Below are 23,216 nucleotides of genomic sequence, written 5' to 3'. Positions count from 1 at the left end.
CACGGCGCCCGCCGCTCGGCTGAGCGGCGGGGCAGCGAGGGTGCCTAGCGGACGATCTTGAAGGTGCGCGGCATCGGGGCCGAGGAATTGGCACCGAACCAGCGATCGAAGATCTTGGCGGCTTCGCCGCTGGTTTCGGCCTCGACCAGGCTGTCGTTGATCTGCTTTTGCAGCGACTTCTCGCCCTTGCGGATACCGACTGCCAGGGCTTCCGAGGCGATCGGCACATCGGCCAGCTCAAACTCATTGCGGTTGGCCATCTTGTTGAGATTGCCCTGTACCGTGGCTTCGGGGCCGGATACCGCTTCGCACTTGCCTTCCTTCATGGCATTGAAGGCTTCGGCGTAATCGGGCAGCTGAACCACTTTGACGGTCTGGGAGATTTCCTGCAAATGACCGGCATTGGTCGAGCCCTTGGGCACGCAGATGGTCATCTGGTCGAGCTGGAGCAGGTCCTTGAAGCGACCCTTGCGGGCGACCAGCTTATGGGTGGAGACGAAATAGCCGAGGCTGAAATCGATTTCCTTTTCCCGGTCGCGGGTCTTGGCCAGCGAAGCGATCAGGATATCGACGCGGCCTTCCTTGAGCGAAGGCAGGCGATCGGCCGGATCGACCGTCTTGAACACCGGCTTGAGGCCGAGCTTGCTGGCGATATAGCGGGCGAAGTCGATATCGTAGCCCGACACCGTGGCGCGGTTTTTGTCGTAGAAGCTAAAGGGCGGCGAGCTGTCGCGGACGCCGATCACGATTTCACCCTTTGCCTTGATCTTGTCCCAGTCGTCGGCCTGAACGCCAACGCTGGTCAGGGCCAGGGTCATGAGGAGGGAGAGGGTCGCGTTGTTCATGGATTATTCTCGTGGGGATGCGGACAGGAACAATGCCCAGCGTAGACGAGCAGCCGGGCCGTCGACAAAGGAGATTCGTCGCCGGCGCGCATTCTATGCGTGCAGCATTCTTTATGCAAATCAAATGTTTGCACGACAGTTGGTGTTTCCGGCGGGTTTCGCTGGCGTGAAAACGGCGACGTCACCCCAAGATTTATCGTATCGTGCCAGCTTGCTAGAATCGCCGCTCCGCTGTCGCGGCCATAATCAAAACCTTCTGGAGTTTCGTCATGCTCACCGTGTACAACACCCTCGCCCGAGAAAAGCAAGTCTTTACCCCCATCGAACCCGGCAAGGTGCGCATGTACGTCTGTGGCATGACCGTTTATGACCTCTGCCATATCGGTCATGCCCGTATGCTGACTGCCTTCGATCTGGTGGCGCGCTGGCTGCGGGCCTCGGGTTACGACGTGACCTATGTGCGTAACATCACCGATATCGAAGACAAGATCATCAAACGCGCCAGCGAGCAGGGCATTACGGCCGAAGAGCTGGTCGAGCGCACCGTTGCCGATATGCACGCCGATCTGGCCCATCTGGGCCTGCTGCCGCCCACCCACGAGCCGCGTGCTACCCGCCATGTGGACGGCATGATATCCATGATTGAAAAACTGATCGCCCAGCAGCGCGCCTATGCCGCTGACAATGGCGATGTCTACTACGCCGTGCGTGAATTCCATGGCTACGGCAAATTGTCGGGCAAGTCGCTCGACGATCTGCGCGCTGGTTCGCGCGTGGGCATCGACAGCAACAAGCGCGATCCGCTCGACTTCGTGCTGTGGAAGTCGGCCAAGCCGGGTGAGCCGCAATGGCCCTCGCCCTGGGGGCCGGGCCGGCCTGGCTGGCATATCGAGTGCTCGGTGATGTCGGAATACCATCTGGGCCATCATTTCGATATCCACGGTGGAGGGGAGGACCTGCAATTCCCCCATCACGAGAACGAAATCGCCCAAAGCGAAGGTTGCCACAACCATACCTACGTCAATTACTGGCTGCACAACGGCTTCTTGCAGTTCGACGGCGAGAAGATGTCGAAGTCGCTTGGCAACTTCTTCACCATCCGCGATGTGCTCCAGCATTTCGACGGCGAAGCGGTGCGGATGCTGCTGATCCGCGCCCATTACCGCAGCCCGATCAACTACTCTGAAGAGCTGTTGCGCGATGCCAAGCATTCGCTCGAGCGGCTCTATACCGCGTTGAAGAACCACCCGCCGCTGGTGCGCGAGGCCATCGACTGGAACGAGGAATACGCCAACCGTTTCAAGTCGGCGATGGATGATGATTTCAACTCGTCCGAGGCGATTGCCGTGCTGTTCGAGCTGGCCAGCGAAGTCAATCGCACCGGTTCTGCCCATCTGTCGGGCCTGCTCAAGGCGCTCGGTGGCATCCTCGGCATCTTGCAGCGCGACCCGCTGGAATTCCTGCAAGGCGGCCCGGCCAGCGATGGCTACAGCGCCGAGCGGATCGAAGCGCTGATCGCCGAGCGGGCAGCGGCGCGCCAGGCCCGGAACTTCGCCGAATCCGACCGGATTCGCGATGAGCTGGCCGCAGCGGGCATCGTGCTGGAAGATGGGGCTGGCGGTACCGGCTGGCGTCGGCTGTAAAGACGGGTTCCGGCGCCTGCGGGCGCCGGTCTGATTTTCGGCCGCGTCAGGCGGCCGTACTGATACGAAGCGGTGGCCGGGCGGCCGCCGCTTTTCCGTGGAGAGCGAGATGCATAGCCGGTTGCCAATTGTCAGCGATATGGTGGCGGTGCAGGTATTGCGGCGCTGCGGCGAGCGTACCGAGGTGCTGCTGCTGCGCCGGGCACCCGACGATAGCCTGGGCGGTCTGTGGTGTCAGGTGGCCGGCAAGATGGAACACGGCGAGGCGGCCTGGCAGACCGGTCTGCGCGAGCTGGCCGAGGAAACCGGCCTGGTGCCCGAACAGTTCTATTCGGCGGATGTCTGCGAACAGTTCTACGAGCGCAGCCGCGAACGTATCGTCCTGGCGCCGGTGTTCGTGGCCTTTGTCGCCTCAAACGCCCAGGTGCGACTCGACCACGAACATACCGATTACTGTTGGCTCAATCTGGAACAGGCGCTGGCGCTATTGCCGTTCCTGGGGCAGCGTCGGGTGCTGCGCGAAGTATGGGAAGCCTTTGTCGAGCAACCGCCGCTCGCCTCGCTGCGTATCGATACCCGCGTTGAATGAGGAGGCGTCTGCGCCGGACGCTGCAATGGTGCCGATCGGTGCAGGCGGTTTCTGTCCCGGACGCCCATCTTGACCTTCTGATCAGACACAGCATCGAAGACCGCCCAGGCGCACTCGGCGTGAGGCAAAGCGGCGTACAGCCGTCCTGTTCATCTCCTTGCTACAACTGCTTATCCAGCCTGAGACGGTCAAGGGCCCCAGGCTTGATCCACCGTGCAGGTGCGGCTCACTTGGATGCCAAGTGAAAGGAAAATGGTGCTTAACCCAGCGCGCCGCTCTTTCTCAACACCTTCGCCACCGCTTCAGCCAATTGCCGATAGCCTTCGGCATTGGGATGGATCGGGTCGCTCTTGAGTTTGGACTGGCTCAGTATCCCCGCCAGCGCATTGTCTTCGAGCACCAGCTCATATTCTTTGGCCAATTCTTCATAGAACGGCGGGGTTTCCAGCCCGAAACCGAGCCGTGGCGGCGCCACCAGCACGACCGGCAGCTTGCGTCGCTTTGCCTCGTCGAGCATGGCGCGCAGATTGGCGATGGTTTCGCTCTCCGGCTTCTTCTGTAGAAAATCATTGCCGCCCAGGCACAGCACCACCAGATTGGGCGATACCTCATCGAGCGCCGCCGCAAAGCGGCCCAGGCCGTCTGCCGTGGTGTCGCCGGGAACGCCTCGGTTCTCCACCCGGCGGTTGATCAGGCGCGACAGCTCGGATGGGTAGCTGGTGTCGATGGTGGCACCCGTGCCAAAGGTCAGGCTGTCGCCAAAGGCCAGGATCACCGCATCCTGAGGCAGCGGTTGCAGCTTGACCTTGCCGCCGCAGCCGGCCAGCACCAGCAGCAAGAGACAACACATCCAATAACGCGCAGAAAAATGGGGCACTCCCGTCTCCTGTAAAGATGGCTTGATGATGCAGATTGTAGCCGGCGCTGTAGCGCCATGGTTTCAGGCTCGGCGCTGGCATCTGAACTGCCCGGCTCGGTAGGCAGTAGCAAGTAGTCCGCCTTGACGGACGAGCTGTAGCGAAGTCGGGCGCCAACGGTCCCTCGCTCGGGCGGTTCGGGGCTGCCCGCTTAAGGCGATGGGAAGGCTGGATCTCATGCTTTTCCGGGGCGTCCAGAGTGACTTCGCCTCGGACGCAGCCATTGAGCGGATTGGTCGCAGTGCTGGCTGTCGTGTCCTCTCTTGATGTTCATTTTTCATGAACAAGTTGTTGAGACTTGCTTGCTATCAATCGATGGGAGGCAAGTCTAGTATGCGTTCCATACATTCGAAATTTTGGAATGCCAACACGATGCTTACCTTGCGTAAATCAAGTGAACGCGGCTATGCCGACCATGGCTGGCTCAAGTCCCATCACAGTTTTTCCTTTGGCAGCTACCACGACGAGCGCCATATGCGCTTTGGCGCGCTGCGCGTGATCAACGAAGACCGGGTGGCGCCTGGAGCGGGTTTTGCCACCCATGGTCATCGCGATATGGAAATCATCAGCTATGTGATCGAAGGCCGGCTGGCGCACCGCGACAGCATGGGCAATGGCTCGGAAATCGTGGCCGGGGCCGTGCAGCGGATCAGTGCCGGGCGTGGCATCTACCATTCCGAGTACAACGCCTCGGAAGAGGAACCGGTGCATTTCCTGCAGATCTGGCTCGAACCGGACCGCCAGGGTCTGGCGCCGAGCTATCAGGAAGGCCGGCTTGGCGAGGGCCGCAATCAGTTGCTGTTATTGGCGGCCCCGGAAGGCGGGGCGGTGTCGGTCCATCAGGATGTCCGGCTGTATTTCGGCCGCTTTGACCAGGGTAGGGGGCAGACCTTGACGCTGGCGCGTGGGCGCCGCGCTTATGTTCATCTGGTACAGGGTGAATTGAGCGTCAATGGCGAGCGTCTATCGGCGGGCGATGCGGTCTTGTTGCTCGATGAGGAACGGGTGGTGCTGGAGGCTGGAAAGCCGGCCGTGGTGCTGGTGTTTGATCTGGCCTGAGGGCGGGGGCGCTGGGAAGCGGCGACAGCGCCCTGCATGAAAAGATAATTTATATTTTTTAATGGCTACAAATCTTGTACAGATTTTTCAGAAATCTTTCTTCTGGTGGTGGCGGGCCTGGGCTGCCAACTTTGCCCGCCATCGCGGCTGAGCAGATGAATATCGCCCCGCTCCCCCCGATAGACCGCCTCGATCTGGCGGCCGTCTTCCGACTGCGACAGACCGATGCGGCCGCGACGATCGCCCAGGGGGGGACCCAGTGCTTCCCAGCGTTGGCCGCCGTCGGTGCTGCGATAGAGTTGGGGGCCGTCTTCGGTGCTGATCTCAAGGGTCAGCCGGCTGGGGTGGTCTGGATCGGGAAACAAGCGCCGCAGTGCCGTGCGGCCGTCGCTGGGATCAGGCAGGCCAGCCATCCGTGGCGTCCAGCTGCGACCGGCGTCGCCGCTATGCAGCAAGGCCCGGGAACTCAGCCACCAGGCAGCGCCCGGCTGGCCGGGGATGGGGTGGAGTCTGAGGCTGGCGTCACCATAGTCGCGGTCGGCGGCAGGTGGGCTGCCGATCCGATAGCCTTGGCCGGGCAGGGCGACCACCAGCCGGCGCCAACTGCTGCCGGATGAGAGCAGGGTCTGGACCAGCCAGCCGCCTTGACCGGTCGGGTCGGCGATAAAACGTTGTTCAAGCAAGGTACTGCCGGCCGGCAGCGGGGCTTGCGGCAGCGGACCGGCGAGGCCGGCGGGACAGAGGAGCGACAGGGCCAGGGCACAGGCAGCAAGGCGCGGCGACGACAGCATGGATCCCTCCGTGACGATCTGACCTGAGCCATGATCGACAGTATTTTCATCAGTTTAGACGCGATCTTGGCCTTGCAAACCTGCCGTTGCAACAGCAATCGCTTCTAAAGCTGCGGCGGAAGAAAAACCGTTGTTTTTCCTGTTCTTAGCGGTCGTTGTTCGATACTGAGGAGAGGGGGATAACAGGCCTTGTTGAGGGCCGGCTATCTTTTTCTTTTTGTGGCTGTTTTTACCGAGAAATTGCTTGCGCAGGGGGGGGAATTCGGCCAAAATCCGCCCTCTTTTTTGCGCTGCGGCATCCACTGGAAACAGTGGCCCAACCGCCCGCAGCGCGAGTAGTGGAAGCCCGGCTGCCGCGGCTTCCAGTGCTTGCCCTACGGCCCAGGAGGCTAGGGGGGGAGGCGAACGCCGAACTCCGAGACCGTGTTAGCCATCGCCGCGCGGCTCGACTCGTTAATCCATCAAGGCAAGACGTTCTTAGACCTTCGGGTGTTGGGGTATCGCGCCGCGCAGACTGATCAGGTCAAAGCGGACGGCGTGGTTCCCTATCCCGGCTACTTGGGGGTGTGGGATATGTCCAACCTGGCTTCATCCAATCTTCTCCGCGCATCCAATGCGCAACTGCCGGTCAGCGTCTATTTCGACGAAGACTTCTATCGACTGGAACAGGAAATCCTGTTCGCCAACGGTCCCCGCTATGTCGGTCACGAGCTGATGGTCCCGGAAGTCGGCGACTATATGGTGCTCGATATGTACGACCGCGCCAAATACCTCAAACGGACCGACAAGGGCGTCAAGCTGCTGTCCAATATCTGCCGTCATCGGCAGGCACTGATGCTCGAAGGGCGCGGCAACGGCGCCGTGACGGTCTGCCCGCTGCATCGCTGGACCTACGACAACGACGGCCGCCTGCTCGGTGCGCCGCATTTTCCCGATAATCCCTGCCTGCATCTGCCGGAAACCCCGCTGAGCAACTGGAACGGCATGCTGTTCGAGTCGGGCCGCGATATCGAGGCCGATCTCAAGGACCTCGGTGTCCGCAAAGACCTCGATTTCAGCGGCTATATGCTGCACCGCGTCGCCGTCGATGAATACCACGGCAATTGGAAGACCTTTATCGAGGTCTATCTGGAGGACTACCACGTCGACCCGTTCCACCCGGGCCTCGGTCGCTTTGTCGAATGCGACGATCTGAAGTGGGAGTTCGGCCAATGGTATTCGGTCCAGACCGTCGGTCTGCATAACGAACTGGCCAAGCCCGGCTCGCGTTCGTATGGCGAGTGGCATAAACAGGTGCTGCGCTACTACCGCGATCGCTACGGTCCCGATTCGCTGCCGCCGCATGGGGCGATCTGGCTGACCTACTACCCCAATGTGATGGTCGAGTGGTATCCGCATACGCTGGTGATCTCGACCCTGCTGCCGCAAGGACCGCGCAAGTACATCAATATCTGTGAGTACTACTATCCCGAGGATATTGCCCTGTTCGAGCCGGAATTCATGGAAGCCGAACAGGTCGCCTACCAGGAAACCGCCGTCGAGGATGCCGAAATCATCCGCCGGATGGAGCTGGGCCGCGAACGGCTCTACAAGGAAGGCCGCAACGAATGGGGACCGTATCAAAGCCCGATGGAGGACGGCATGCTGCACTTCCATGAATTCATGCGGCGCGAGATGGGCGCCCATATCCCCGAGCGTTGAACCACGCCTGCTGAACCCAACAATACCGAAGGCCCGGCAATTTGCCGGGCCTTCGGCGTTTCAACCACGAGTGTCGCTAAGGATTTACCGCTGACTGCCTGCGCAGGCGCTGCTACTGCGACCTGCCCGGGTTAACTGCCCGGATTCCTTAAGGTTCGACCGACAAGCGCATGTGCTGCAAGGTATGTGCTTAATTCATAAGACGAATCTATATAAGTGATACGCGGAAATCCATCGACAGCCATGACCGTCCGACGGCCGGTCGGATTGATCGAACGGCTTACGCTGTCGCCAATGCGGATGCGATCTATTCCGCTTGGATTCCTTGATGGGGGTGTTCAATAAATAAAATATTAGGAAAAACTGCTGCTAGCGCTGGTGCTACATATAAACGATTTTTAATGAAAATGTTCATCTCATCTCCGTTCCAGGCAAGCCGCCAGGGTCGGCGTAACAAATTCATAGCCATGCGCCAACAAGCGGCGTGGCAGGACGCGCTGGCCATCGATCAGCAAGGTGGCGGCCTCGCCCAGCATCAGCCGGACAACCGAGGCCGGCAGCGTGAGCCAGGCACGGCCGCCGCAGGCACGGGCCAGTTCATGGGCGAATTCGCGCTGCGGTAGCGGCTCGGGTGCGGTCAGGTTGTAGATGCCTGCCATGGTCGGATCGCGTAAGGCCAGGGCCAGCGCGCCCAATACATCATCGATCCCGACCCAGCTCAGATACTGTCTGCCGTCTCCCAATGTGCCACCTACCCGGAACCGGTGCGGCAGCATCATCATTGGCAGCGCGCCGGCTTCGCCCAGCACCACGCCAAGCCGGAAGATCACCAGCCGGGTGTGCGGGCCGGCTGCCTGCTGTGCGGCGGACTCCCAGCGTTGGCACAGTTCGGACATGAATTCAGCCTGTGGCCCGGCCGCTTCGTCGAGCGGGGTGGCATCGCGGGCGCCGTAGTAGCCGATGGCGGAGGCGTTGATCAGCAGCGGTGGCGGCGTTTCACAGCGGGCGAGCCAGGCGCCCAGCTTCTCGGTCAGGCCGACCCGGCTGGCCAGCAGCTCGCGGCGACGCTTCACCGTCCAGCGCGGACCAAGCACCGGTGCCCCGGCCAGATTGATCACCGCATCGAAACGCTCGCCACTCGATAATTGCTCGAGATCGCTGATGGCACGCACCGCACCACGAAAGCGCACAGCGGTCGGCAGCGGCTGGCGCGTGAGCAGGGTGAGGTCATGCCCCTCGGCCAGCAGTGCCTCGACCAGCCGGGTGCCGATAAAGCCGGTGCCACCGGTGATCAGCAGCCGTTGATGGCGAGGGCCGAAATCAAGGTTCGAGACCACTGCCTGCGGCCGGGCTAGCAGATCACGCACTCCCCAGGCCAGCACTCCCACGGCCGCCAGGCTGAGTGCCGGACTGAGCCAGCCGTAATTGACCGGCTGGAGCGCCGTTGGCTGGCCGGCCCAGTCGGACATCACCGGTACCAGCAAGGCCACATAGGCACCCCCACCCATGGCCAATAGCAGATGCATCACCCGCTCGGTGGGGCCGAGCAATCGATGGCGGTCTTCTTCAATGAAATCGAGCGCGGTCAACCACACCTCGATCAACAGCACGGCCGCAAAGACCCCGGCCCATAGACCACGCCATTCGAGCCAGGCGATGCCGGCAAATACCACCGCGTACAGCAGCTCGCGCACGCCGTGGAGCCATTGTTCGCGCCGGGCGCTGGGACGCTGCGGCAGCTTTTCCTTGAGTTCGTGGTTCCACAGCACGTCGGCTGCGCCAAGCAGCGCTTGCAGCCATAGCAGAATCAGTAAGGGAGTCATGATGGGCTTTTCAACGCTTTAATCCGACTGACGGCGGTCATGCCGCCACAGCCATAAGGTGGGCAGGGCCAGTGCGGCGCAGGCAGCCAGGTCCAGCCATAGATGGGGGTAATAGCCGACCCGCAGCGATACGGCGATGTCCTGAATCGCCCATAGGGCAATTCCCGCCAGTAACCACAGCCAGGCTGCCGGATTGCGCTGGCTGCCGCCCCAGTGACTCAGTGCAAGCAGCCAGACGCCGATGTTCTCGATGGTCGGACCGAACAAGGCCACCATCCAGCGTTGCTGCGCCAGCGCTTCGCTGGGCGGTGGGCCGGACCAGAAGCGGCTCAGCACATCATGGTGGTACCAGTCGAACAGGCCGCTATCGACGCCGAAGGTCAGGACCAGGCCGCCGACGATATGGCCGAGTCCGGCAAGCCAGAGGCAGGACACGGCATAGCGACGTAAGGGGGAAGGCGTGGACATCAGTCGCTCTCAGAAAGGTTTGACGACCATCAGATAGAACACCCAGACCAGGGCCGAGAAGGCGGGCAGCCCCAGGAGGCACCACAGCCGTTCGAGCTTCCAGTACTGGAGCGGCAGCTCGACGCCTTGGCGCTGACATTGCGCGGCCATCCTGCTCATGCGGATTTGCAGCCAGACCACCGGCAACCAGCAGGCACCCGTCACGAAGTAGAGCACGAAGGACAGACTGATCCAGTTGAGCCCCCCGGCAGGACTCAGCATTGGCAGATTGGCCAGATGGACCATCCACAGCCCCGTCAGCGGCTGCACGATCGCCGCCGTGCCGGTAAACGCCCAGTCGGCTCGTACCACCCAGCGCGTCACCACCACGATGGCGTCGAGATTGCGGCTGCGGTTGGCCACGAACATATAGAAAGCCGTCCCGATCCCCGTGCCGAACAGGATGGTCGAGGACAGTACATGCAGCCATTTGGCGGTCAGGTATTCCATGGGGGCTCCTGGGGGTGATGCGGACAGCCGGTTGCGGTCCGCGATGATTGCCAAATTTCCTTCACTATGGCGTCCAAATACCCGACGTACACGGCGCATCAACAGCTACTGAGTGGTGCAGGACACTGTATTGAGTGTACCCATTGCCACTGGGAGTGGAGGCCATGGAGGAGTTCGGATAGGGGCTGATTCATTCGATGATTTCGGGTATTTTTGGACGACATTTTTAAGGAGAATCATCCTTGGGCGGATGGCTCGACCGCCTGCTGGCGTTGCGGGGCGACAAGGTGTTTCCAGATCGTCCGTCCAGTCCAGGCAAGCCCCAGCACATTGCCGCACAGGGTGATAAACAGCACCCGCCGCAGATGGCTATCGAGCGATTCGCCAATGCGCGGACCGAACAGGATCACCTCCGCCAGCGGCGCCAGCAGCATCAACAGGTCGGTGAGGCGCAGCCAGAAATCCACCGAACGGCCGCCGTTTTCGCAGCGCAAGCGCAGGGCATCGCGCAGCATCGGTCGCAGATAGGCGATGACGGCGAGGCTGACGCCGAACGACAGGACTAGGTCGAGTATCAGGGCAAGCATGGCTAACTCCTTAAGACAGGAAATAAGTGGGACCGGGTAATCAGGGTGTTTTGTTTGTTCGAAATTTCAGTAAAAACAGAAATATTCGTCTAAAAAAAACCGGCCGAAGCTGACACTGTTCTCCATCGCAGCGCCGGTAGCCCAGCCAGGGCGACAGGCGATAGCGGTGGCGGGCGACCCAGCGGTAGAGAGCGGCACTGAGCGGCAATACGGTTCGATGGTTGAGCCAGCGGGTCCAGCGCAGACGGCCGGTGAGCTGGTAGGCGGCAACGATGCACGGGACGCCGACCAGCAAGCGGCCATCGTCACAGCGGCCATGCAATGCCTGTTCAATGGCGATGGGGTCGAGGCCGTGGTGGTGGGGAACGAAGTCCGGTCGGCGGATATCGACGAAATCAAGCCGGCCGCTGCGGTCGAATCGGCGCAATCTGGCCATTTCGGTGGCACACAGCGGGCAGCGGCTGTCGTAGTAGAGGGTGAGTTCGGCCATGATGGGCGGCTCCGGATCAGGACTTTTCGTGGCTGTCGGCACGACGGCCCATCCAGCGCTGCACCTTGCTGCCGAAATGCAGCAGACGCAGCAGCGTCGCGGGCGGCAGGCGCCGCAACTCCTCGTAGCCCTCGGCCATCGATTCGACGAAATCTAGCGTCATATCGAGCTTGCGGCGGGCCTGTTCGCCCAGTTGCGGATCGTCTTCGGCTTCAAGCTTGCATTGCCGCAGCAGGGTCAGGGTCGGGTCGATCTCGCGCCGTTTGCGCTCCTCGACCACGGTGCGGAAGATCTCCCATACATCATCGAAGGTCTGGAAATGGTCGCGCCGGTCGCCCAGCACATGGACCACCCGTACCAGTCCCCAGCTTTGCAATTCCTTGAGACTGACCGAGACATTGGAGCGGGCCACGCCGAGGGTCTCGACGATATCGTCGGCATTGAGCGGGTGGTCGGCCAGGAAGAGCAGGGCATGAATCTGTGCCACGGTACGGTTTACGCCCCAGCGGGTGCCCATCTCGCCCCAGTGGAGCACGAACTTCTGCATGGTCGGCGACAGTTTCATTTTCCTTGCTCGGTAATTTCAGTAATTTCTGAAAATTTACTGATAACTTGTCGCCCAGTCAACCTTGACGAGACAATTCCGCTCCTCGCCTCTCTGGGCTTTTCCATAAGGACAATGTCGTGAAACTGCTCTATCTGCTGTGTATGGTCCTGGCAATGCCAGTGCTGGCGTCCAATGAGGACTATGAACGCGGCTACCGCCGTGGTTATGAAGATGGCTTCCGGGCCGGCACGCGCCAGCAGGTCGATGATGAGCGCGGCACGATTTCCGATGGCCGTCCGGTCGACCGGCCACGCCCCCCGGCCCGGATCACCGTGGCTCAGGCCCGTTATGGCTCCTGGCGCAACGAATGCGATGTGACCGACTGGGTGGCCCAGCGCGCCAATGGTCGCTACAGCCTGATGGTGCAGGTGACCAACGAGATGTGCGGCGATCCCGATCGCGGCAAGAGCAAGAGTCTGCAGGTGCGCTACTACTGCGGCGACAAGGAAAAGACCGCTTCCGCCCCCGAACACCGCAATATCTCGCTGAGCTGTCCGTGACCGAAAACCGCCGCAGCCTCGTCGATTCGGGGCCATTCTGGATGTTGACCGCCTCGACGTTGTTTGCGGTGATGGGGATGTTCGTCAAGCTCGGCGCGACGTTTTTCAGCACCGCCGAGCTGGTGTTCTACCGCTGCTTTATCGGTTTTCTGACCGTGGGGGCGGTGGTGGCCTGGCGTGGCGGCTCACTGCGCTCGCCCGTGCCGGGAAAGCAGATTTCGCGCGCCGCGGCCGGTACGGTCTCGCTGATGCTGTATTTCTATGCGATTTCGCATCTGCCGCTGGCCACGGCCGTCACCCTCAATTACACCTCGCCGCTGTTTCTGGCCCTGCTTACCACTTTCTGGCTCAGAGAAAAGCCGTCGGGCCGCCTGTTGCTGGCGATCGGACTGGGCTTTGCCGGTGTGGTGCTGCTGTTGCAGCCGACGCTTGGGCGCGATCAATGGTTTGCCGGCCTGCTCGGACTCGGTTCGGGTTTTCTGGCCGCCGTGGCCTATCTCAATGTGCGGCTGCTTGGCGAAGCGGGTGAGCCCGAGTGGCGCACCGTGTTCTATTTCTCGCTGATCGCGAGCCTGGCTGCCGGCGCCTGGATGGCCTTCGAGCCTTTCAGCCCGGTCAGCTGGGCCAATGGCTGGATCATCGTCGGGATGGGCGCCTGCGCCACCCTGGCGCAACTGGCGATGACCCGGGCCTACCGCCAGGGCCGGACACTGGTGGTGGCGAGCCTTGCCTATTTCACCGTCTTGCTGTCGAGCCTGATCGGCCTGCTGATCTGGCAGGACAAGCTGCCTGCCAGCAGTTGGCTGGCCGTATTGCTGATTGTGGGCAGCGGGGTGATGTCTACGCGGCGTTGAGAAGGTTAAATATATTATTTTTTCTTCTATATCGCTCCTGATCTTGCGGTGATTTGTCCCAATTTATTTATAACGACTTGATCCCCAGCGCCGGCCGTGTCAGGCTGTCGTGTTTTGCCACACAGTGGCCGCTTGTGGGGCGGTCAGCGCGGCCGATCATCGCGCAAGCCGCGTGCCCGGCGTATGCTTGAGCCGGCCGCGCGCCGGGGCACGCATTCCCGTGCTGCGCCCTCGGCGCTACAATGCCGACCCTGAAAATCGACGCCCCGCCAAGCGGGCACGCGGAGGGAGCCCATGAAGTTTCTGTTGAGCAATGACGACGGCTATTTCGCGCCTGGGCTGACCGCCCTGGCCGAGGCGCTGTCAGCATTGGGCGAGGTGGTGGTCGTGGCGCCCGAGCGCGACCGCAGTGGTGCCTCCAATTCCCTGACGCTGGACCGGCCTTTATCGCTGCGCCGGGCCGCCAGCGGTTTCCATTACGTCAATGGCACGCCGACCGATTGCGTCCATCTGGCCGTTACCGGCTTTATGCCCGACTCGCCGCCCGATCTGGTGGTGAGCGGGATCAATCACGGCGCCAATATGGGCGACGACACCATCTATTCCGGCACCGTGGCGGCAGCGACCGAAGCCTTCTTGCTGGGTATTCCGGCGATTGCCCTGTCGCTGGCCGGCCGGCCGCCGACCCATTTCGCCACCGCTGCCCGGGTGGCGGTGGATCTGGTCGAACGCTACCGCGCCCAGCCCTGGCGCGGGGCGTTGCTGCTCAATGTCAATGTGCCCGATGTGCCGTATGCCGAACTCAAGGGGATGCGGGTAACGCGGCTGGGCCGGCGCCATAAGGCCGAGCCGGTGATCCCGGCCAGCAACCCGCGTGGCGAGACCATCTATTGGATCGGCCCGCCCGGCGCGGTGCAGGACAATGGCGAAGACACCGATTTCTGGGCGGTGGCCGAAGGCTATGTTGCGGTGACACCGCTACAGATCGACCTGACGGCGTATCGGCAATTGCAATTCGTGACGGAGTGGTTGCAGGGGTGAAGCAGGATTTTTCCGGCATCGGCATGACTTCGGCGCGCACCCGTGCGCGCATGGCGGAACGGCTGCGTGGTCAGGGCATCCGCGACACCTCGGTACTCGCCGCCATGGGCGAAGTGCCGCGCCATATCTTTATCGATGAAGCGCTGGCCCATCGCGCCTACGACGATGTGGCCCTGCCCATCGGCCATGGCCAGACCATTTCGCAGCCCTATATCGTGGCGCGGATGGTCGAGCTGGCCGCCGGTGCCGCCCGCCGTGAGCGGGTGCTCGAAGTCGGCACCGGCTGCGGTTACCAGGCGGCGGTGCTGGCACGACTATTCAAGGTGGTCTACTCGGTCGAGCGTATCGGCAGTCTGCTCGATCGGGCGCGCCTGCAACTGCGTGATCTGCGGATCAGCAATGTGCGGCTGCGTCATGGCGACGGCCATAACGGGGTGCCCGATGGTGCGCCGTTCGACGCCATCATCCTGGCCGCGGCCGCGACCCATGTGCCGCAGGCACTGCTGGAACAACTGGCCATCGGTGGACGGATGTTGTTTCCGATCGGCGTAAATGATCAAGAAATGCGAATGATCGAGCGGTTCGAAGAAGGTTTTCAAGAAACCAGACTCGAAAAAGTCCGATTCGTGCCGATGTTGACGGGGCTAGCCTAGCCAGGTGTAGCCCAGGTAAAGCCCTAGTTGCCGGGCTTGCCTAAGATCAGCAAAACTGTCATTGTGGTGAAGTAGGCTACAGCCACTCGCTACGATCCATACCAATCAAAGAGGGAGTAACGAGTTGAACGTTCGTCGTTTTGCCGGTTTGTTGTCTGCACTGTTGATCGTGGCTTGTGCGCACGATCCCAACCGTGCGCCAGCGCCCATTGTCGACCGAACCAAGCCCGTTACCCGGCCGTCCTCCACGGCTCCCGCCGAGCGCGAAACAGGCGCTGACTGGCGACCCAAAGTCTACACCGTCAAAAAAGGCGACACGCTCTACAGCATCGCCCTGGAACATGGCCTCGACTATCGAGAAGTCGCCGCCTGGAACCAGCTCTCCGACCCCAATCTGATCAAGATCGACCAACAGCTGCGTCTGACCGTCCCTGACGAGAACGGCGACTCCGGCGTTGTGGTCAAGCCGCTCAAGCCCGAAACTGATGCCGGTGTCACCATCCGGCCGGTCAGCGACGGTGCCGTGACGCCCGCGCCGACCCGGCCCGATACGCCGGCACCGGTCCGGGCCGAAGTGGCTTATCCCAAGGCGCTCAAGCTGTCATACAGCACCGACGCGGCCACCGTGGCCCGGCTGGCCGAAGGGCCTGAACAGGTAGCTGCCCGGCCCCGGCTCGAAAAACCGGTCGAGATCAAACCCGTTGAAGTCAAACCCGCCGAGCCCAAACCGACCGAGCCGAAGCCGGTCGAGTCTAAGCCACAACCTGTTGGCGACGATGAAGTCGCCTCCTGGGTCTGGCCGGCTACCGGGCGGGTCGTGGCGCCTTTCTCCGATTCCAGCAAAGGCATCGATATTGCAGGACGGCTCGGACACCCCGTGCTGGCTTCGGCCGGCGGTCGGGTGGTGTACGCGGGTACCGGCCTGCGCGGTTACGGCAAACTGGTGATTATCAAACACAACAAAACCTACTTGTCGGCTTATGCCCACAATAGCCAGTTGCTGGTCAAGGAAGGGGACAACGTCAAGAAAGGAGACAAAATCGCTGAAATGGGGAACACGGACACGGAGCAGGTCAAGCTGCACTTCGAAATCCGGCGCTTCGGCAAGCCGGTCGATCCAACCAAGTACCTGACACAGTAGAACAGCCATGAACAATTCACTCGACACCATCGAAGAAGACCTGATCGACGAGGAAATGCTGGACGGTGACGACGAGGAAGCCGACGACGAAGTCGAGGCGCCTGCGGCCGAAGAAGGTGAGCCGCATATTCTCGAGTCGACTGGGGACGTCACGCAGATCTACCTCAACGATATCGGCCACAACGCCCTGCTTACCCCCGACGAAGAACGTTCGTTGGCTCGGCGGGTCGTCCAAGGTGATTTTGATGCCCGGCAGAAGATGATCGAGCACAATCTCCGCCTGGTGGTCAATATCGCCAAGCATTACATCAATCGGGGCATGGCACTGCTCGACCTGATCGAAGAGGGCAATATCGGGTTGATGCACGCGCTGGAAAAATTCGATCCCGAGCGCGGTTTCCGTTTCTCCACCTATGCCACCTGGTGGATCCGTCAGAGCATCGAACGGGCCATCATGAATCAGTCGCGCACCATCCGTTTACCGGTGCACGTCATCAAGGAACTCAACGTCTACCTGCGCGCCCAGCGCCATCTGGAAGCCCAGATGGGCCGCGAGCCGACCATGGAGGAAATCGCTCTCCTGGTCGACAAGCCGGTCGAGGAAGTACGTCGGGTGATGAACCTCAACGAGCGCATGGCCTCTCTCGATGCCCCGCTCGATATCGACCCCATGCTGTCGATCGGCGAATCGATTCCCGATGAACAGCACGACGGTCCTGAGGTGATTCTGCAAAACGCCGAAGTGCAACGCTATGTCCGCGAGTGGCTCAAGCAGCTCAACGACAAGCAGCGCATGGTGATCGAACGCCGTTACGGCCTCAACGGCTACGATATTTGCACCTTGGAAGACCTGGCCGCGCATCTGCAACTGACGCGCGAACGGGTACGCCAGATCCAGATCGAGGCACTGGAAAGCCTGCGGCGTCTGCTGCGGCGTCAAGGCGTGTCGCGCGACGTATTGCTCGGCTAAGCTGACATCCCGCCGCCACGGACCGTCCGGGCGGTCCGTGGCGATGGAAGCCTTCCTGGCTTTCCCTGCGGGTGTGCCAGTCATTCGGCTGGTGCTTCTTTTTTTCAGAAAATATTCTTGTTGTTCTCATATCTGGCACAGGTTTGGCCGGATATTTTCTATTTGTCTTCCGGACTGGTTTCCAGCACAAAGCGCGCCCCATTGTCGAGGCCCAGTTGCTTGACCAGATAGGGCAGTTGCCGCGCCAGGCTGTCGCGCAACAGCCAATGCGGGTTGATGATGAACAGGCCGCTGCCATGCATGCCAAAGCCATCGACCGAGGGCCGCTCTACCGTCAGCGCCACATGGAGCCACTTGACCGGCAACAGCTTGAGCTTGTCGAGCATCTGCCGCACTTCAAGCCGCTGCAACTGCGGGTACCACAGCACATAAACCCCGGTGGCAAAGCGCTTGAGTCCTTCCTGCAAGCCATCGACCACCCGCTGGTAGTCTTTCTTGTCCTCGTAGGGCGGATCGATCAGCACCAGCGCCCGCCGTGGCGGCGGTGGCAGTACCGCCTTGAGCGCGGTAAAGCCGTCGCTTTGCTCGATCTTGCTGCGCCGATCCTGGCCCAGATTGTCATTGAGCAGCTTATTGTCGGTCGGGTGCAGCTCAAACAGCCGCAAGCGGTCGGCGTCGCGCAGTACCTGGGCTGCGCACATCGGCGAGCCCGGGTAATGGCGCAACCGGCCGTCCGGGTTCAGCTCACGCACCACCTCGACATAGCGGGCCAGCGGCTCGGGCAGGTCGTCGCGCTGCCATAGCCGTCCGATACCGCCGGCGAATTCGGCATTTTTGGTGGCATAGCCCTCGTCAAGCGCATAGGCGCCGGCGCCGGCGTGGGTATCGATATACCAGTAGGGCTTGTCTTTCTGGTTGAGATAGTCGAGCAGTTCGATCAGTACCGAATGCTTGAGCACGTCGGCATGATTGCCGGCGTGGAAGGCGTGGCGGTAACTCAGCATGGTTGCGGTCCGGAAGAAGAAGCGGGCGGGGCGGCACGGCTCGGTCCGGGCTACCCGAACCGGGGCGAAACACGCACAATGGCGGTTTTCGCCGAGGCGGGCGCGATTGTAACCCGGCCTCGCTGCCTAGAACACACCCCCTGGTCCGTCATGCAAAAGAAACTGATCCACGGCTTTCACGCCGTTACCGCCCGACTGTCGCGCCAATCCGATAGCGTGCTCGAACTCTATGTCGCCCGCGAACGTCACGATCCGCGCATGCACGATCTGCTGAAGCTGGCCGAGCGGCAGAAGGTCCGGGCGATCCCGGTCGATGTGTCCCGGCTCGATGGCATGAGCGGTCATGGCCGCCATCAGGGCGTGGCCGCAGTGATCGACGCCGACCGCAACCATGTGGCGCTCGACGAAGTGCTCGAAGACCTGACCGAGCCGCCTTTGCTGCTGGTGCTCGATGGCATTACCGATCCGCACAATCTGGGTGCCTGTCTGCGCGTGGCCGATGCCATGGGCGTCCATGCCGTGATTGCCCCGCGCGACAAATCGGTTGGTATCAATGCCACGGTCTCCAAGGTGGCCAGCGGTGCCGCCGAAATCATCCCGTATATCACCGTGACCAATCTGGCCCGCACGCTGCGCGATCTCAAGGATGCCGGGGTGTGGATCGCCGGTACCGATGCCGAGAGCGAAACCGACCTGTTCCATTTCGACCAGACCGGTCCCTTGGCCTGGGTGATGGGGGCCGAAGGCCATGGAATGCGCCGCTTGACTCGCGAGCATTGCGATGTGCTGGTCAGCATTCCGATGTTCGGTTCGGTGGAAAGCCTCAATGTCTCGGTGGCTAGCGGCATCTGCCTGTCCGAGTCTCGGCGCCAGCGGGTACTCAAGGCAGAAGGAAAATAATCGGAAAAATGCTTGACGAGGCCCGGCTGCCTCGTTAATATCGCGGCCTCTTATGCCTCGTCCCCATCGTCTAGAGGCCTAGGACACCGCCCTTTCACGGCGATAACCGGGGTTCGAATCCCCGTGGGGACGCCAGATCAGAAAAGCCAGACCTGCCAAGGTCTGGCTTTTTTCATGGCTGATCGACGCAGCCTCGTGCAGCTACCAAGCGTCCGTCGAGTTCCGCTCCACCCGCCACCACCGCGGCAGCAGTTTCCTGACCCGACTGTCGTCATAGCGGTCATCGATCAGATAGACCACGCCGCGATCTTGCGGGGTACGGATGACCCGGCCGGCGGCCTGCACTACCTTCTGTAGTCCCGGATACAGATAGGCATAGTCGTAACCCTGGCCGAACAGCTGCTGCAGGCGCTGGCGGAATTGCTCGTTGATCGGGTTGAACTGCGGCAGGCCCAGCGTGGCGACAAAGGCGCCGATCAGCCGGCTGCCCGGCAGATCGACCCCTTCGGCAAAGGCGCCGCCGAGCACGGCAAAGCCGATGCCGCTGCCATCGGGGATAAAACGGGCCAGAAAGTCGTGGCGGGCAGCTTCGTCCATCTGACGCGACTGCGCCCAGCAAGGCAGCTCGGGCGCGAGTGCCGTCACGACCGCCAGCACCTGTTCCAGATAGGCAAAGCTGCTGAAGAAAGCGAGGTAGTTGCCCGGGCGGGCCTGATACTGGCCGACGATCAGCTCGGCAATCGGCTGCAATGAAGCGGCCCGGTCGCTGTAGCGGGTCGAGATGGCGCGCACCACCCGCACGCTGAGCTGTTCGGGCCGAAACGGTCCATCGACGCTCAGACAGGCCGTGTCCTCGGCCAGACCCAGCATGCGCAGGTAATAGTCGCTCGGTGTGAGCGTGGCGGAGAACAGCACAGTGCTGGCGCTCTGGGCAAAACGCGGCGCGAGAAACGGCGCTGGCACCAGATTGCGCAGACAGAACGTGCCAAGTGGCCGCCCGTCCGGTCCGCTGCGCAGGCTCAGATCGAACAGCGAATGTTCCCCGAATTGCTCGGCCAGCCGCAGAAAAGCCTGGATATCGAAATGCCAGCGCATCAACTCGCTATCAGGACCGATCGGTTGGGCATCGAGATGGTCAGCCAGCGCTCGGTCGGCCTTGTGCAAGGCACCCAGCAGCCGCGAAAGGGGTTCGGGGTAGACCTGGTAGTCCTGTTCCTGCGCTGCATTCAATTCACGCCAGGTGCGTTGCAGGGCATCGAGCGGTTTCTTGAGCGCAGCGGGAGCCTGGCGGCGCAGTGCCGACAGGCCGGCCTGATCAAGGGTGGTCGAATACATGCTGCGGCCGCGTTCGACCAGATTGTGGGCTTCGTCGATCAGCAGGGCGATGCGCCAGCCATTGGTGACGGTCAGGCTATGCAGCAGGGCGCTCGAATCGAAGAAGTAGTTGTAGTCGCCGATGGTCAGATCGGCCCAGCGAGCCAGTTCCTGGCTCAGATAGTAGGGGCAGACCTGATGGGCTTCGGCCAGCTTGCGCACGCTGGTCTGGTCGAGCCGGGCCTGGGCGACCGCCTCGGCGCGGGCGGCGGGCAGGCGGTCGTAGAAGCCGCGTGCCAGTGGGCAGGATTCGCCATGGCAGGCCAGATCGGGATGGACGCAGGCCTTGTCGCGCGCAACGAGTTCGAGGACGCGCAAACTCGGCAGGTCCGGCCGCAGCTGGGTGAGCGCGTCGAGCGCAAGCTGGCGGCCCGAGGTCTTGGCAGTCAGAAAGAACAGCCTGTCGAACCGCTCGGCCGGCATCGCCTTCAGCAGCGGAAACAGCGTGCCCAGTGTCTTGCCTATCCCCGTCGGCGCCTCGGCCAGCAACTGCCGGCCCAGACGGGCGGCCTTATAGACGGTTTCGGCCAGTTGGCGCTGGCCCGGGTGGAAGTCCGGAAACGGAAAGCTCAGCCCCAGCAATTCCGCCTCGCACGCCGCCCGGTGCGCCATCTCCTGTTCGGCCCAATGCAGGAAACGCTCGCATAGATCAGCAAAGAACGCCTCCAGTGCCTGCGCCGTATACCTTTCCGCCAGTACCGTCTCTTCCTGCCGGTCCACCTGGAAATACACCAGTGTCACATCGATACTGTCGAGCCCGTATTCACGGCATAGCAGGCAGCCATAGACGCGGGCCTGTGCCCAATGCAGGGCGCGGTGGTTGTCGGGCATGGCGTCGAGTTCGCCGCGATAGGTCTTGATCTCCTCGACCCGCTGCTGGGTTGGGTCAAAGCCATCGCAGCGGCCGCGCACGATCAGTGGGCCATGGTCGCCTTCAAGGCTGACTTCGCTGCGATAGCCGGCGCCGCGTCGGCCGGTGACCGTGGCGTGCCCGGCAATGCCTTCCTCGGCAGTCGGGGCCGGGGTGAAGCGCAGATCCAGATCGCCGGTCTTGGCGGCAAATTCACACAGCTCGCGTACCGCGACCCGATAACTCACGGCGTGGCCCACTCGACGTAGCACACCTGCACCGGCAGGCCATGTTCGAGGCAGTAATGGAGCCAGCGTATCTGGTTGTCCTGTAGTCGATCTCCCGGCCCCTTCACTTCGATCAACTCATAGCGCGACTCGTCGGGCCAGAAGCGGATCAGATCGGGCAGGCCGGCCCGGTTGGCGCCGAGGTCGTCGAGGATGCGCCGGAACACGCGTTCCAGATGGGCCGGGGCGATGCAGCGCAGCGCCAGTTCGAGCTTTTCCGCATCAAGCGCCGGCCAGATCACGAAAGGCGACTGGATGCCCTGTTTTGCCTGGAAATGCTCGCGGATGGTGGTCCGATGACGGCCGTCGTTGAGCTGGGCCAGACAGTCTTCGAACAGCTCGCGGCGGCGCTCGAGAAAGTCGGGGCTCAATAGATCGGCCGGTGCGGCGTGGAAAGGGTGGAAAAACGCACCCGGCAGCGGGGCAAACAGCGCGGGCCAGCACAGCAGGCCAAATAGCGCCGTCAGCAGGGTGTTTTCGACATAATGGACCGGCGCGTCGGGGCGATGCAGATGGTCGCGTACCGCCAGCTCCACCGCGCCAGCAGGACGCGGCAGCGTCAGGTGCGACTCGGGAATGGCGGGAAGGGTCGGCTCCTCGGGGCGCGGCAGACCGAGCCGGCGACACAGACGCGGCAGCGTGCGGCGCATCTGCTGGCGCTCGGCCTCGCTCTCCGGCTGCTCCCGGGCAAGCTGCGCCAGGGCGTGGGCTGCTTCGGTCCGCTCCAGCCGCTCCAACACCCGTACACAGCGGGCGCGGGCGCCGGGATAGGCGGCGTCGCGGTAGAGCTCAAGCGCTTCTTCGAGCTGGCCGCTCTGTTCCTGCTGCTGCGCCAGGCGAAACAGCAGTCTGGCCCGGCGCCGTTGCAGCCACGGGTTGTCGCTGACAAGCGCCCTTGCCGTCTCGGCCAGTGTGGTCAGCGGAACCCCTTCATCGAGCTGACGGCGGCAGTCGTCGATGGCCAGATAGCAGTCCACATCGGCCCGGCTGCGGAAACCGCGCGATTCGGGTGAGAGCGGCACCTTTTCATATTGGAATACCCCAAGATCGGCCAGCACGAACTCCGACCAGTCCTGCCGCAGATTGCCAAAGAACATCAGACGCAGCCGGTCGCATAAAGGCTGGATGGTCAGGCGGCAGACGCGATCGGGCAACGGACCCCACTCAGCGAGCGGACGCGCCTGCGGATAGTGCTCGCTCAAGGCGGCAAGCTGGTCGGCCTTGCGGCCCGGGGAGCGGGCCAACTGATCGCGGAAACAGCACTGCGCCAGTTCAGGCCGGGTCAGCAGGCTGAATAGCTCGGCCAGCTCGAGCGGCGGGTCCAGCTCGATCCAGCCCGCTTCGGCCAGTGGTTCCCAGGCTGTGGTGCTGGGGCCGATCTCGCTGTAGTCGAGCTTGCTGGCACGAAACAGCTCGCCTTTACGCATCACCATCCGCACCAGCAGTGCCTGGGCGGCTTGCGGCAGTGGCGGGAAACGGTGCAGGAAATCGCGCTCCGCTTCTTGCAGAAGATCGGCATAACGGCTGGCGACATGGTCGAGCAGCAGTTGGAAATTCTCTAGGTAATAGAAGGGCTTGGGATGGTCGGGGAGCATGGCGCAGCCACAGAAGATTCGCGCCACCATTGTCGGTG

24 protein-coding genes and 1 tRNA gene are annotated in these 23,216 nt (G+C 62.2%); 12 read left to right on the top strand and 13 right to left on the bottom strand.

Annotated features, from left to right (window positions below; all coding sequences use genetic code 11):
* Positions 1-44: 44 nt before the first annotated feature.
* Entirely contained in the window at positions 45-845 is an 801-nt protein-coding gene (locus ACFOW7_RS05100; protein WP_378161739.1) for a transporter substrate-binding domain-containing protein, read from the bottom strand.
* 269 nt (positions 846-1,114) lie between these two features.
* Between ACFOW7_RS05100 and cysS the strand changes: the two genes are divergently transcribed.
* Complete coding sequence (gene cysS / locus ACFOW7_RS05095) at positions 1,115-2,488, top strand: cysteine--tRNA ligase (RefSeq protein ID WP_378161737.1); 1,374 nt, start codon at positions 1,115-1,117, stop codon at positions 2,486-2,488.
* A 109-nt stretch (positions 2,489-2,597) separates the two neighbouring features.
* Positions 2,598-3,077 (top strand): NUDIX hydrolase, encoded by a 480-nt coding sequence (locus ACFOW7_RS05090; protein ID WP_378161735.1) that lies wholly within the window; start codon positions 2,598-2,600, stop codon positions 3,075-3,077.
* A 259-nt stretch (positions 3,078-3,336) separates the two neighbouring features.
* On the opposite strand, the gene ACFOW7_RS05085 is transcribed toward ACFOW7_RS05090, so the two are convergent.
* Positions 3,337-3,954, bottom strand: a complete 618-nt coding sequence (locus ACFOW7_RS05085; protein ID WP_378161733.1) for an arylesterase — start codon at positions 3,952-3,954, stop codon at positions 3,337-3,339.
* Between the two features lie 412 nt (positions 3,955-4,366).
* Here ACFOW7_RS05085 and ACFOW7_RS05080 point away from each other — a divergent pair, with 412 nt between their 5' ends.
* On the top strand, positions 4,367-5,053 hold the full coding sequence (locus ACFOW7_RS05080; protein WP_378161729.1) for a pirin family protein: 687 nt from the start codon (positions 4,367-4,369) through the stop codon (positions 5,051-5,053).
* A gap of 65 nt (positions 5,054-5,118) precedes the next feature.
* Here ACFOW7_RS05080 and ACFOW7_RS05075 read toward each other — a convergent pair whose 3' ends face one another.
* Both ACFOW7_RS05075 and ACFOW7_RS05070 read right to left on the bottom strand, forming a co-directional pair.
* Positions 5,119-5,844: a hypothetical protein gene (locus tag ACFOW7_RS05075; RefSeq protein ID WP_378161727.1), complete on the bottom strand. Its 726-nt coding sequence runs from the start codon at positions 5,842-5,844 to the stop codon at positions 5,119-5,121.
* A gap of 54 nt (positions 5,845-5,898) precedes the next feature.
* Positions 5,899-6,114 (bottom strand): hypothetical protein, encoded by a 216-nt coding sequence (locus tag ACFOW7_RS05070; RefSeq protein WP_378161725.1) that lies wholly within the window; start codon positions 6,112-6,114, stop codon positions 5,899-5,901.
* Positions 6,115-6,417: 303 nt separating this feature from the next.
* Here ACFOW7_RS05070 and ACFOW7_RS05065 point away from each other — a divergent pair, with 303 nt between their 5' ends.
* Positions 6,418-7,545, top strand: a complete 1,128-nt coding sequence (locus ACFOW7_RS05065; RefSeq protein ID WP_378161723.1) for an aromatic ring-hydroxylating oxygenase subunit alpha — start codon at positions 6,418-6,420, stop codon at positions 7,543-7,545.
* A 416-nt stretch (positions 7,546-7,961) separates the two neighbouring features.
* Here the strand turns inward: ACFOW7_RS05065 and ACFOW7_RS05060 are convergent, their stop codons facing one another.
* From ACFOW7_RS05060 to ACFOW7_RS05035, 6 genes are all read right to left on the bottom strand, one after another.
* Positions 7,962-9,368 (bottom strand): TIGR01777 family oxidoreductase, encoded by a 1,407-nt coding sequence (locus ACFOW7_RS05060; RefSeq protein WP_378161721.1) that lies wholly within the window; start codon positions 9,366-9,368, stop codon positions 7,962-7,964.
* An 18-nt stretch (positions 9,369-9,386) separates the two neighbouring features.
* Positions 9,387-9,836 carry a hypothetical protein gene (locus ACFOW7_RS05055; RefSeq protein ID WP_378161719.1) on the bottom strand — a complete coding sequence of 150 codons (450 nt, stop codon included), beginning with the start codon at positions 9,834-9,836 and terminating at the stop codon, positions 9,387-9,389.
* A gap of 9 nt (positions 9,837-9,845) precedes the next feature.
* Positions 9,846-10,325 carry a DUF2269 family protein gene (locus tag ACFOW7_RS05050; protein ID WP_378161717.1) on the bottom strand — a complete coding sequence of 160 codons (480 nt, stop codon included), beginning with the start codon at positions 10,323-10,325 and terminating at the stop codon, positions 9,846-9,848.
* A gap of 236 nt (positions 10,326-10,561) precedes the next feature.
* Positions 10,562-10,912: a hypothetical protein gene (locus ACFOW7_RS05045; RefSeq protein WP_378161715.1), complete on the bottom strand. Its 351-nt coding sequence runs from the start codon at positions 10,910-10,912 to the stop codon at positions 10,562-10,564.
* 40 nt (positions 10,913-10,952) lie between these two features.
* On the bottom strand, positions 10,953-11,402 hold the full coding sequence (locus tag ACFOW7_RS05040) for a thiol-disulfide oxidoreductase DCC family protein (protein ID WP_378161713.1): 450 nt from the start codon (positions 11,400-11,402) through the stop codon (positions 10,953-10,955).
* Positions 11,403-11,418: 16 nt separating this feature from the next.
* The gene (locus tag ACFOW7_RS05035; RefSeq protein WP_378161711.1) at positions 11,419-11,967 is read right to left on the bottom strand and encodes a GbsR/MarR family transcriptional regulator; all 549 of its coding nucleotides are present in this window, start codon (positions 11,965-11,967) and stop codon (positions 11,419-11,421) included.
* A 119-nt stretch (positions 11,968-12,086) separates the two neighbouring features.
* Between ACFOW7_RS05035 and ACFOW7_RS05030 the strand changes: the two genes are divergently transcribed.
* The 6 genes from ACFOW7_RS05030 to rpoS all read left to right on the top strand — a co-directional run bounded on the left by ACFOW7_RS05030 (position 12,087) and on the right by rpoS (position 17,168).
* Positions 12,087-12,509 carry a hypothetical protein gene (locus ACFOW7_RS05030; protein ID WP_378161709.1) on the top strand — a complete coding sequence of 141 codons (423 nt, stop codon included), beginning with the start codon at positions 12,087-12,089 and terminating at the stop codon, positions 12,507-12,509.
* Positions 12,506-13,363: a DMT family transporter gene (locus tag ACFOW7_RS05025; RefSeq protein ID WP_378161707.1), complete on the top strand. Its 858-nt coding sequence runs from the start codon at positions 12,506-12,508 to the stop codon at positions 13,361-13,363. Before ACFOW7_RS05030 ends, ACFOW7_RS05025 begins: the two co-directional genes overlap by 4 nt.
* A gap of 294 nt (positions 13,364-13,657) precedes the next feature.
* Entirely contained in the window at positions 13,658-14,404 is a 747-nt protein-coding gene (gene surE, locus ACFOW7_RS05020) for a 5'/3'-nucleotidase SurE (protein ID WP_378161704.1), read from the top strand.
* Positions 14,401-15,057 carry a protein-L-isoaspartate(D-aspartate) O-methyltransferase gene (locus ACFOW7_RS05015; RefSeq protein ID WP_449252214.1) on the top strand — a complete coding sequence of 219 codons (657 nt, stop codon included), beginning with the start codon at positions 14,401-14,403 and terminating at the stop codon, positions 15,055-15,057. Before surE ends, ACFOW7_RS05015 begins: the two co-directional genes overlap by 4 nt.
* Positions 15,058-15,181: 124 nt before the next feature.
* Complete coding sequence (locus ACFOW7_RS05010) at positions 15,182-16,198, top strand: peptidoglycan DD-metalloendopeptidase family protein (protein ID WP_378161700.1); 1,017 nt, start codon at positions 15,182-15,184, stop codon at positions 16,196-16,198.
* A gap of 7 nt (positions 16,199-16,205) precedes the next feature.
* Positions 16,206-17,168: an RNA polymerase sigma factor RpoS gene (rpoS, locus tag ACFOW7_RS05005; RefSeq protein WP_378161698.1), complete on the top strand. Its 963-nt coding sequence runs from the start codon at positions 16,206-16,208 to the stop codon at positions 17,166-17,168.
* Positions 17,169-17,326: 158 nt separating this feature from the next.
* On the opposite strand, the gene ACFOW7_RS05000 is transcribed toward rpoS, so the two are convergent.
* On the bottom strand, positions 17,327-18,172 hold the full coding sequence (locus tag ACFOW7_RS05000) for a 23S rRNA (adenine(2030)-N(6))-methyltransferase RlmJ (RefSeq protein ID WP_378161696.1): 846 nt from the start codon (positions 18,170-18,172) through the stop codon (positions 17,327-17,329).
* Positions 18,173-18,322: 150 nt separating this feature from the next.
* On the opposite strand from ACFOW7_RS05000, the gene rlmB reads away from it, so the two are divergent.
* Positions 18,323-19,072 (top strand): 23S rRNA (guanosine(2251)-2'-O)-methyltransferase RlmB, encoded by a 750-nt coding sequence (rlmB, locus tag ACFOW7_RS04995; RefSeq protein ID WP_378161694.1) that lies wholly within the window; start codon positions 18,323-18,325, stop codon positions 19,070-19,072.
* Positions 19,073-19,131: 59 nt separating this feature from the next.
* Positions 19,132-19,207 (top strand) — tRNA-Glu (locus tag ACFOW7_RS04990).
* Between the two features lie 66 nt (positions 19,208-19,273).
* Here the strand turns inward: ACFOW7_RS04990 and ACFOW7_RS04985 are convergent.
* Both ACFOW7_RS04985 and ACFOW7_RS04980 read right to left on the bottom strand, forming a co-directional pair.
* Entirely contained in the window at positions 19,274-21,544 is a 2,271-nt protein-coding gene (locus tag ACFOW7_RS04985; protein WP_378161692.1) for an ATP-dependent DNA helicase, read from the bottom strand.
* Positions 21,541-23,178 (bottom strand): VRR-NUC domain-containing protein, encoded by a 1,638-nt coding sequence (locus tag ACFOW7_RS04980; protein WP_378161690.1) that lies wholly within the window; start codon positions 23,176-23,178, stop codon positions 21,541-21,543. The genes ACFOW7_RS04985 and ACFOW7_RS04980 overlap by 4 nt, the downstream gene beginning before the upstream one ends.
* Between the last annotated feature and the right edge of the window lie 38 nt (positions 23,179-23,216).

This window comes from Chitinimonas lacunae (assembly GCF_042650885.1).
In the GTDB taxonomy this organism is placed as follows: Bacteria; Pseudomonadota; Gammaproteobacteria; order Burkholderiales; family Chitinimonadaceae; genus Chitinimonas_A; species Chitinimonas_A lacunae.
Note: the sequence above shows the minus strand (reverse complement) of the source record. Positions and strands in the feature narration are given on the sequence as shown.

What these genes read in the sequence shown, in the direction of transcription:
- ACFOW7_RS05100 (WP_378161739.1), bottom strand. Translation starts at nt 845, where the DNA reads ATGAACAACGCGACCCTCTCCCTCCTCATGACCCTGGCCCTGACCAGC.
- cysS (WP_378161737.1), top strand. Translation starts at nt 1,115, where the DNA reads ATGCTCACCGTGTACAACACCCTCGCCCGAGAAAAGCAAGTCTTTACC.
- ACFOW7_RS05090 (WP_378161735.1), top strand. Translation starts at nt 2,598, where the DNA reads ATGCATAGCCGGTTGCCAATTGTCAGCGATATGGTGGCGGTGCAGGTA.
- ACFOW7_RS05080 (WP_378161729.1), top strand. Translation starts at nt 4,367, where the DNA reads ATGCTTACCTTGCGTAAATCAAGTGAACGCGGCTATGCCGACCATGGC.
- ACFOW7_RS05075 (WP_378161727.1), bottom strand. Translation starts at nt 5,844, where the DNA reads ATGCTGTCGTCGCCGCGCCTTGCTGCCTGTGCCCTGGCCCTGTCGCTC.
- ACFOW7_RS05065 (WP_378161723.1), top strand. Translation starts at nt 6,418, where the DNA reads ATGTCCAACCTGGCTTCATCCAATCTTCTCCGCGCATCCAATGCGCAA.
- ACFOW7_RS05060 (WP_378161721.1), bottom strand. Translation starts at nt 9,368, where the DNA reads ATGACTCCCTTACTGATTCTGCTATGGCTGCAAGCGCTGCTTGGCGCA.
- ACFOW7_RS05055 (WP_378161719.1), bottom strand. Translation starts at nt 9,836, where the DNA reads ATGTCCACGCCTTCCCCCTTACGTCGCTATGCCGTGTCCTGCCTCTGG.
- ACFOW7_RS05050 (WP_378161717.1), bottom strand. Translation starts at nt 10,325, where the DNA reads ATGGAATACCTGACCGCCAAATGGCTGCATGTACTGTCCTCGACCATC.
- ACFOW7_RS05045 (WP_378161715.1), bottom strand. Translation starts at nt 10,912, where the DNA reads ATGCTTGCCCTGATACTCGACCTAGTCCTGTCGTTCGGCGTCAGCCTC.
- ACFOW7_RS05040 (WP_378161713.1), bottom strand. Translation starts at nt 11,402, where the DNA reads ATGGCCGAACTCACCCTCTACTACGACAGCCGCTGCCCGCTGTGTGCC.
- ACFOW7_RS05035 (WP_378161711.1), bottom strand. Translation starts at nt 11,967, where the DNA reads ATGAAACTGTCGCCGACCATGCAGAAGTTCGTGCTCCACTGGGGCGAG.
- surE (WP_378161704.1), top strand. Translation starts at nt 13,658, where the DNA reads ATGAAGTTTCTGTTGAGCAATGACGACGGCTATTTCGCGCCTGGGCTG.
- rpoS (WP_378161698.1), top strand. Translation starts at nt 16,206, where the DNA reads ATGAACAATTCACTCGACACCATCGAAGAAGACCTGATCGACGAGGAA.
- ACFOW7_RS05000 (WP_378161696.1), bottom strand. Translation starts at nt 18,172, where the DNA reads ATGCTGAGTTACCGCCACGCCTTCCACGCCGGCAATCATGCCGACGTG.
- rlmB (WP_378161694.1), top strand. Translation starts at nt 18,323, where the DNA reads ATGCAAAAGAAACTGATCCACGGCTTTCACGCCGTTACCGCCCGACTG.
- ACFOW7_RS04980 (WP_378161690.1), bottom strand. Translation starts at nt 23,178, where the DNA reads ATGCTCCCCGACCATCCCAAGCCCTTCTATTACCTAGAGAATTTCCAA.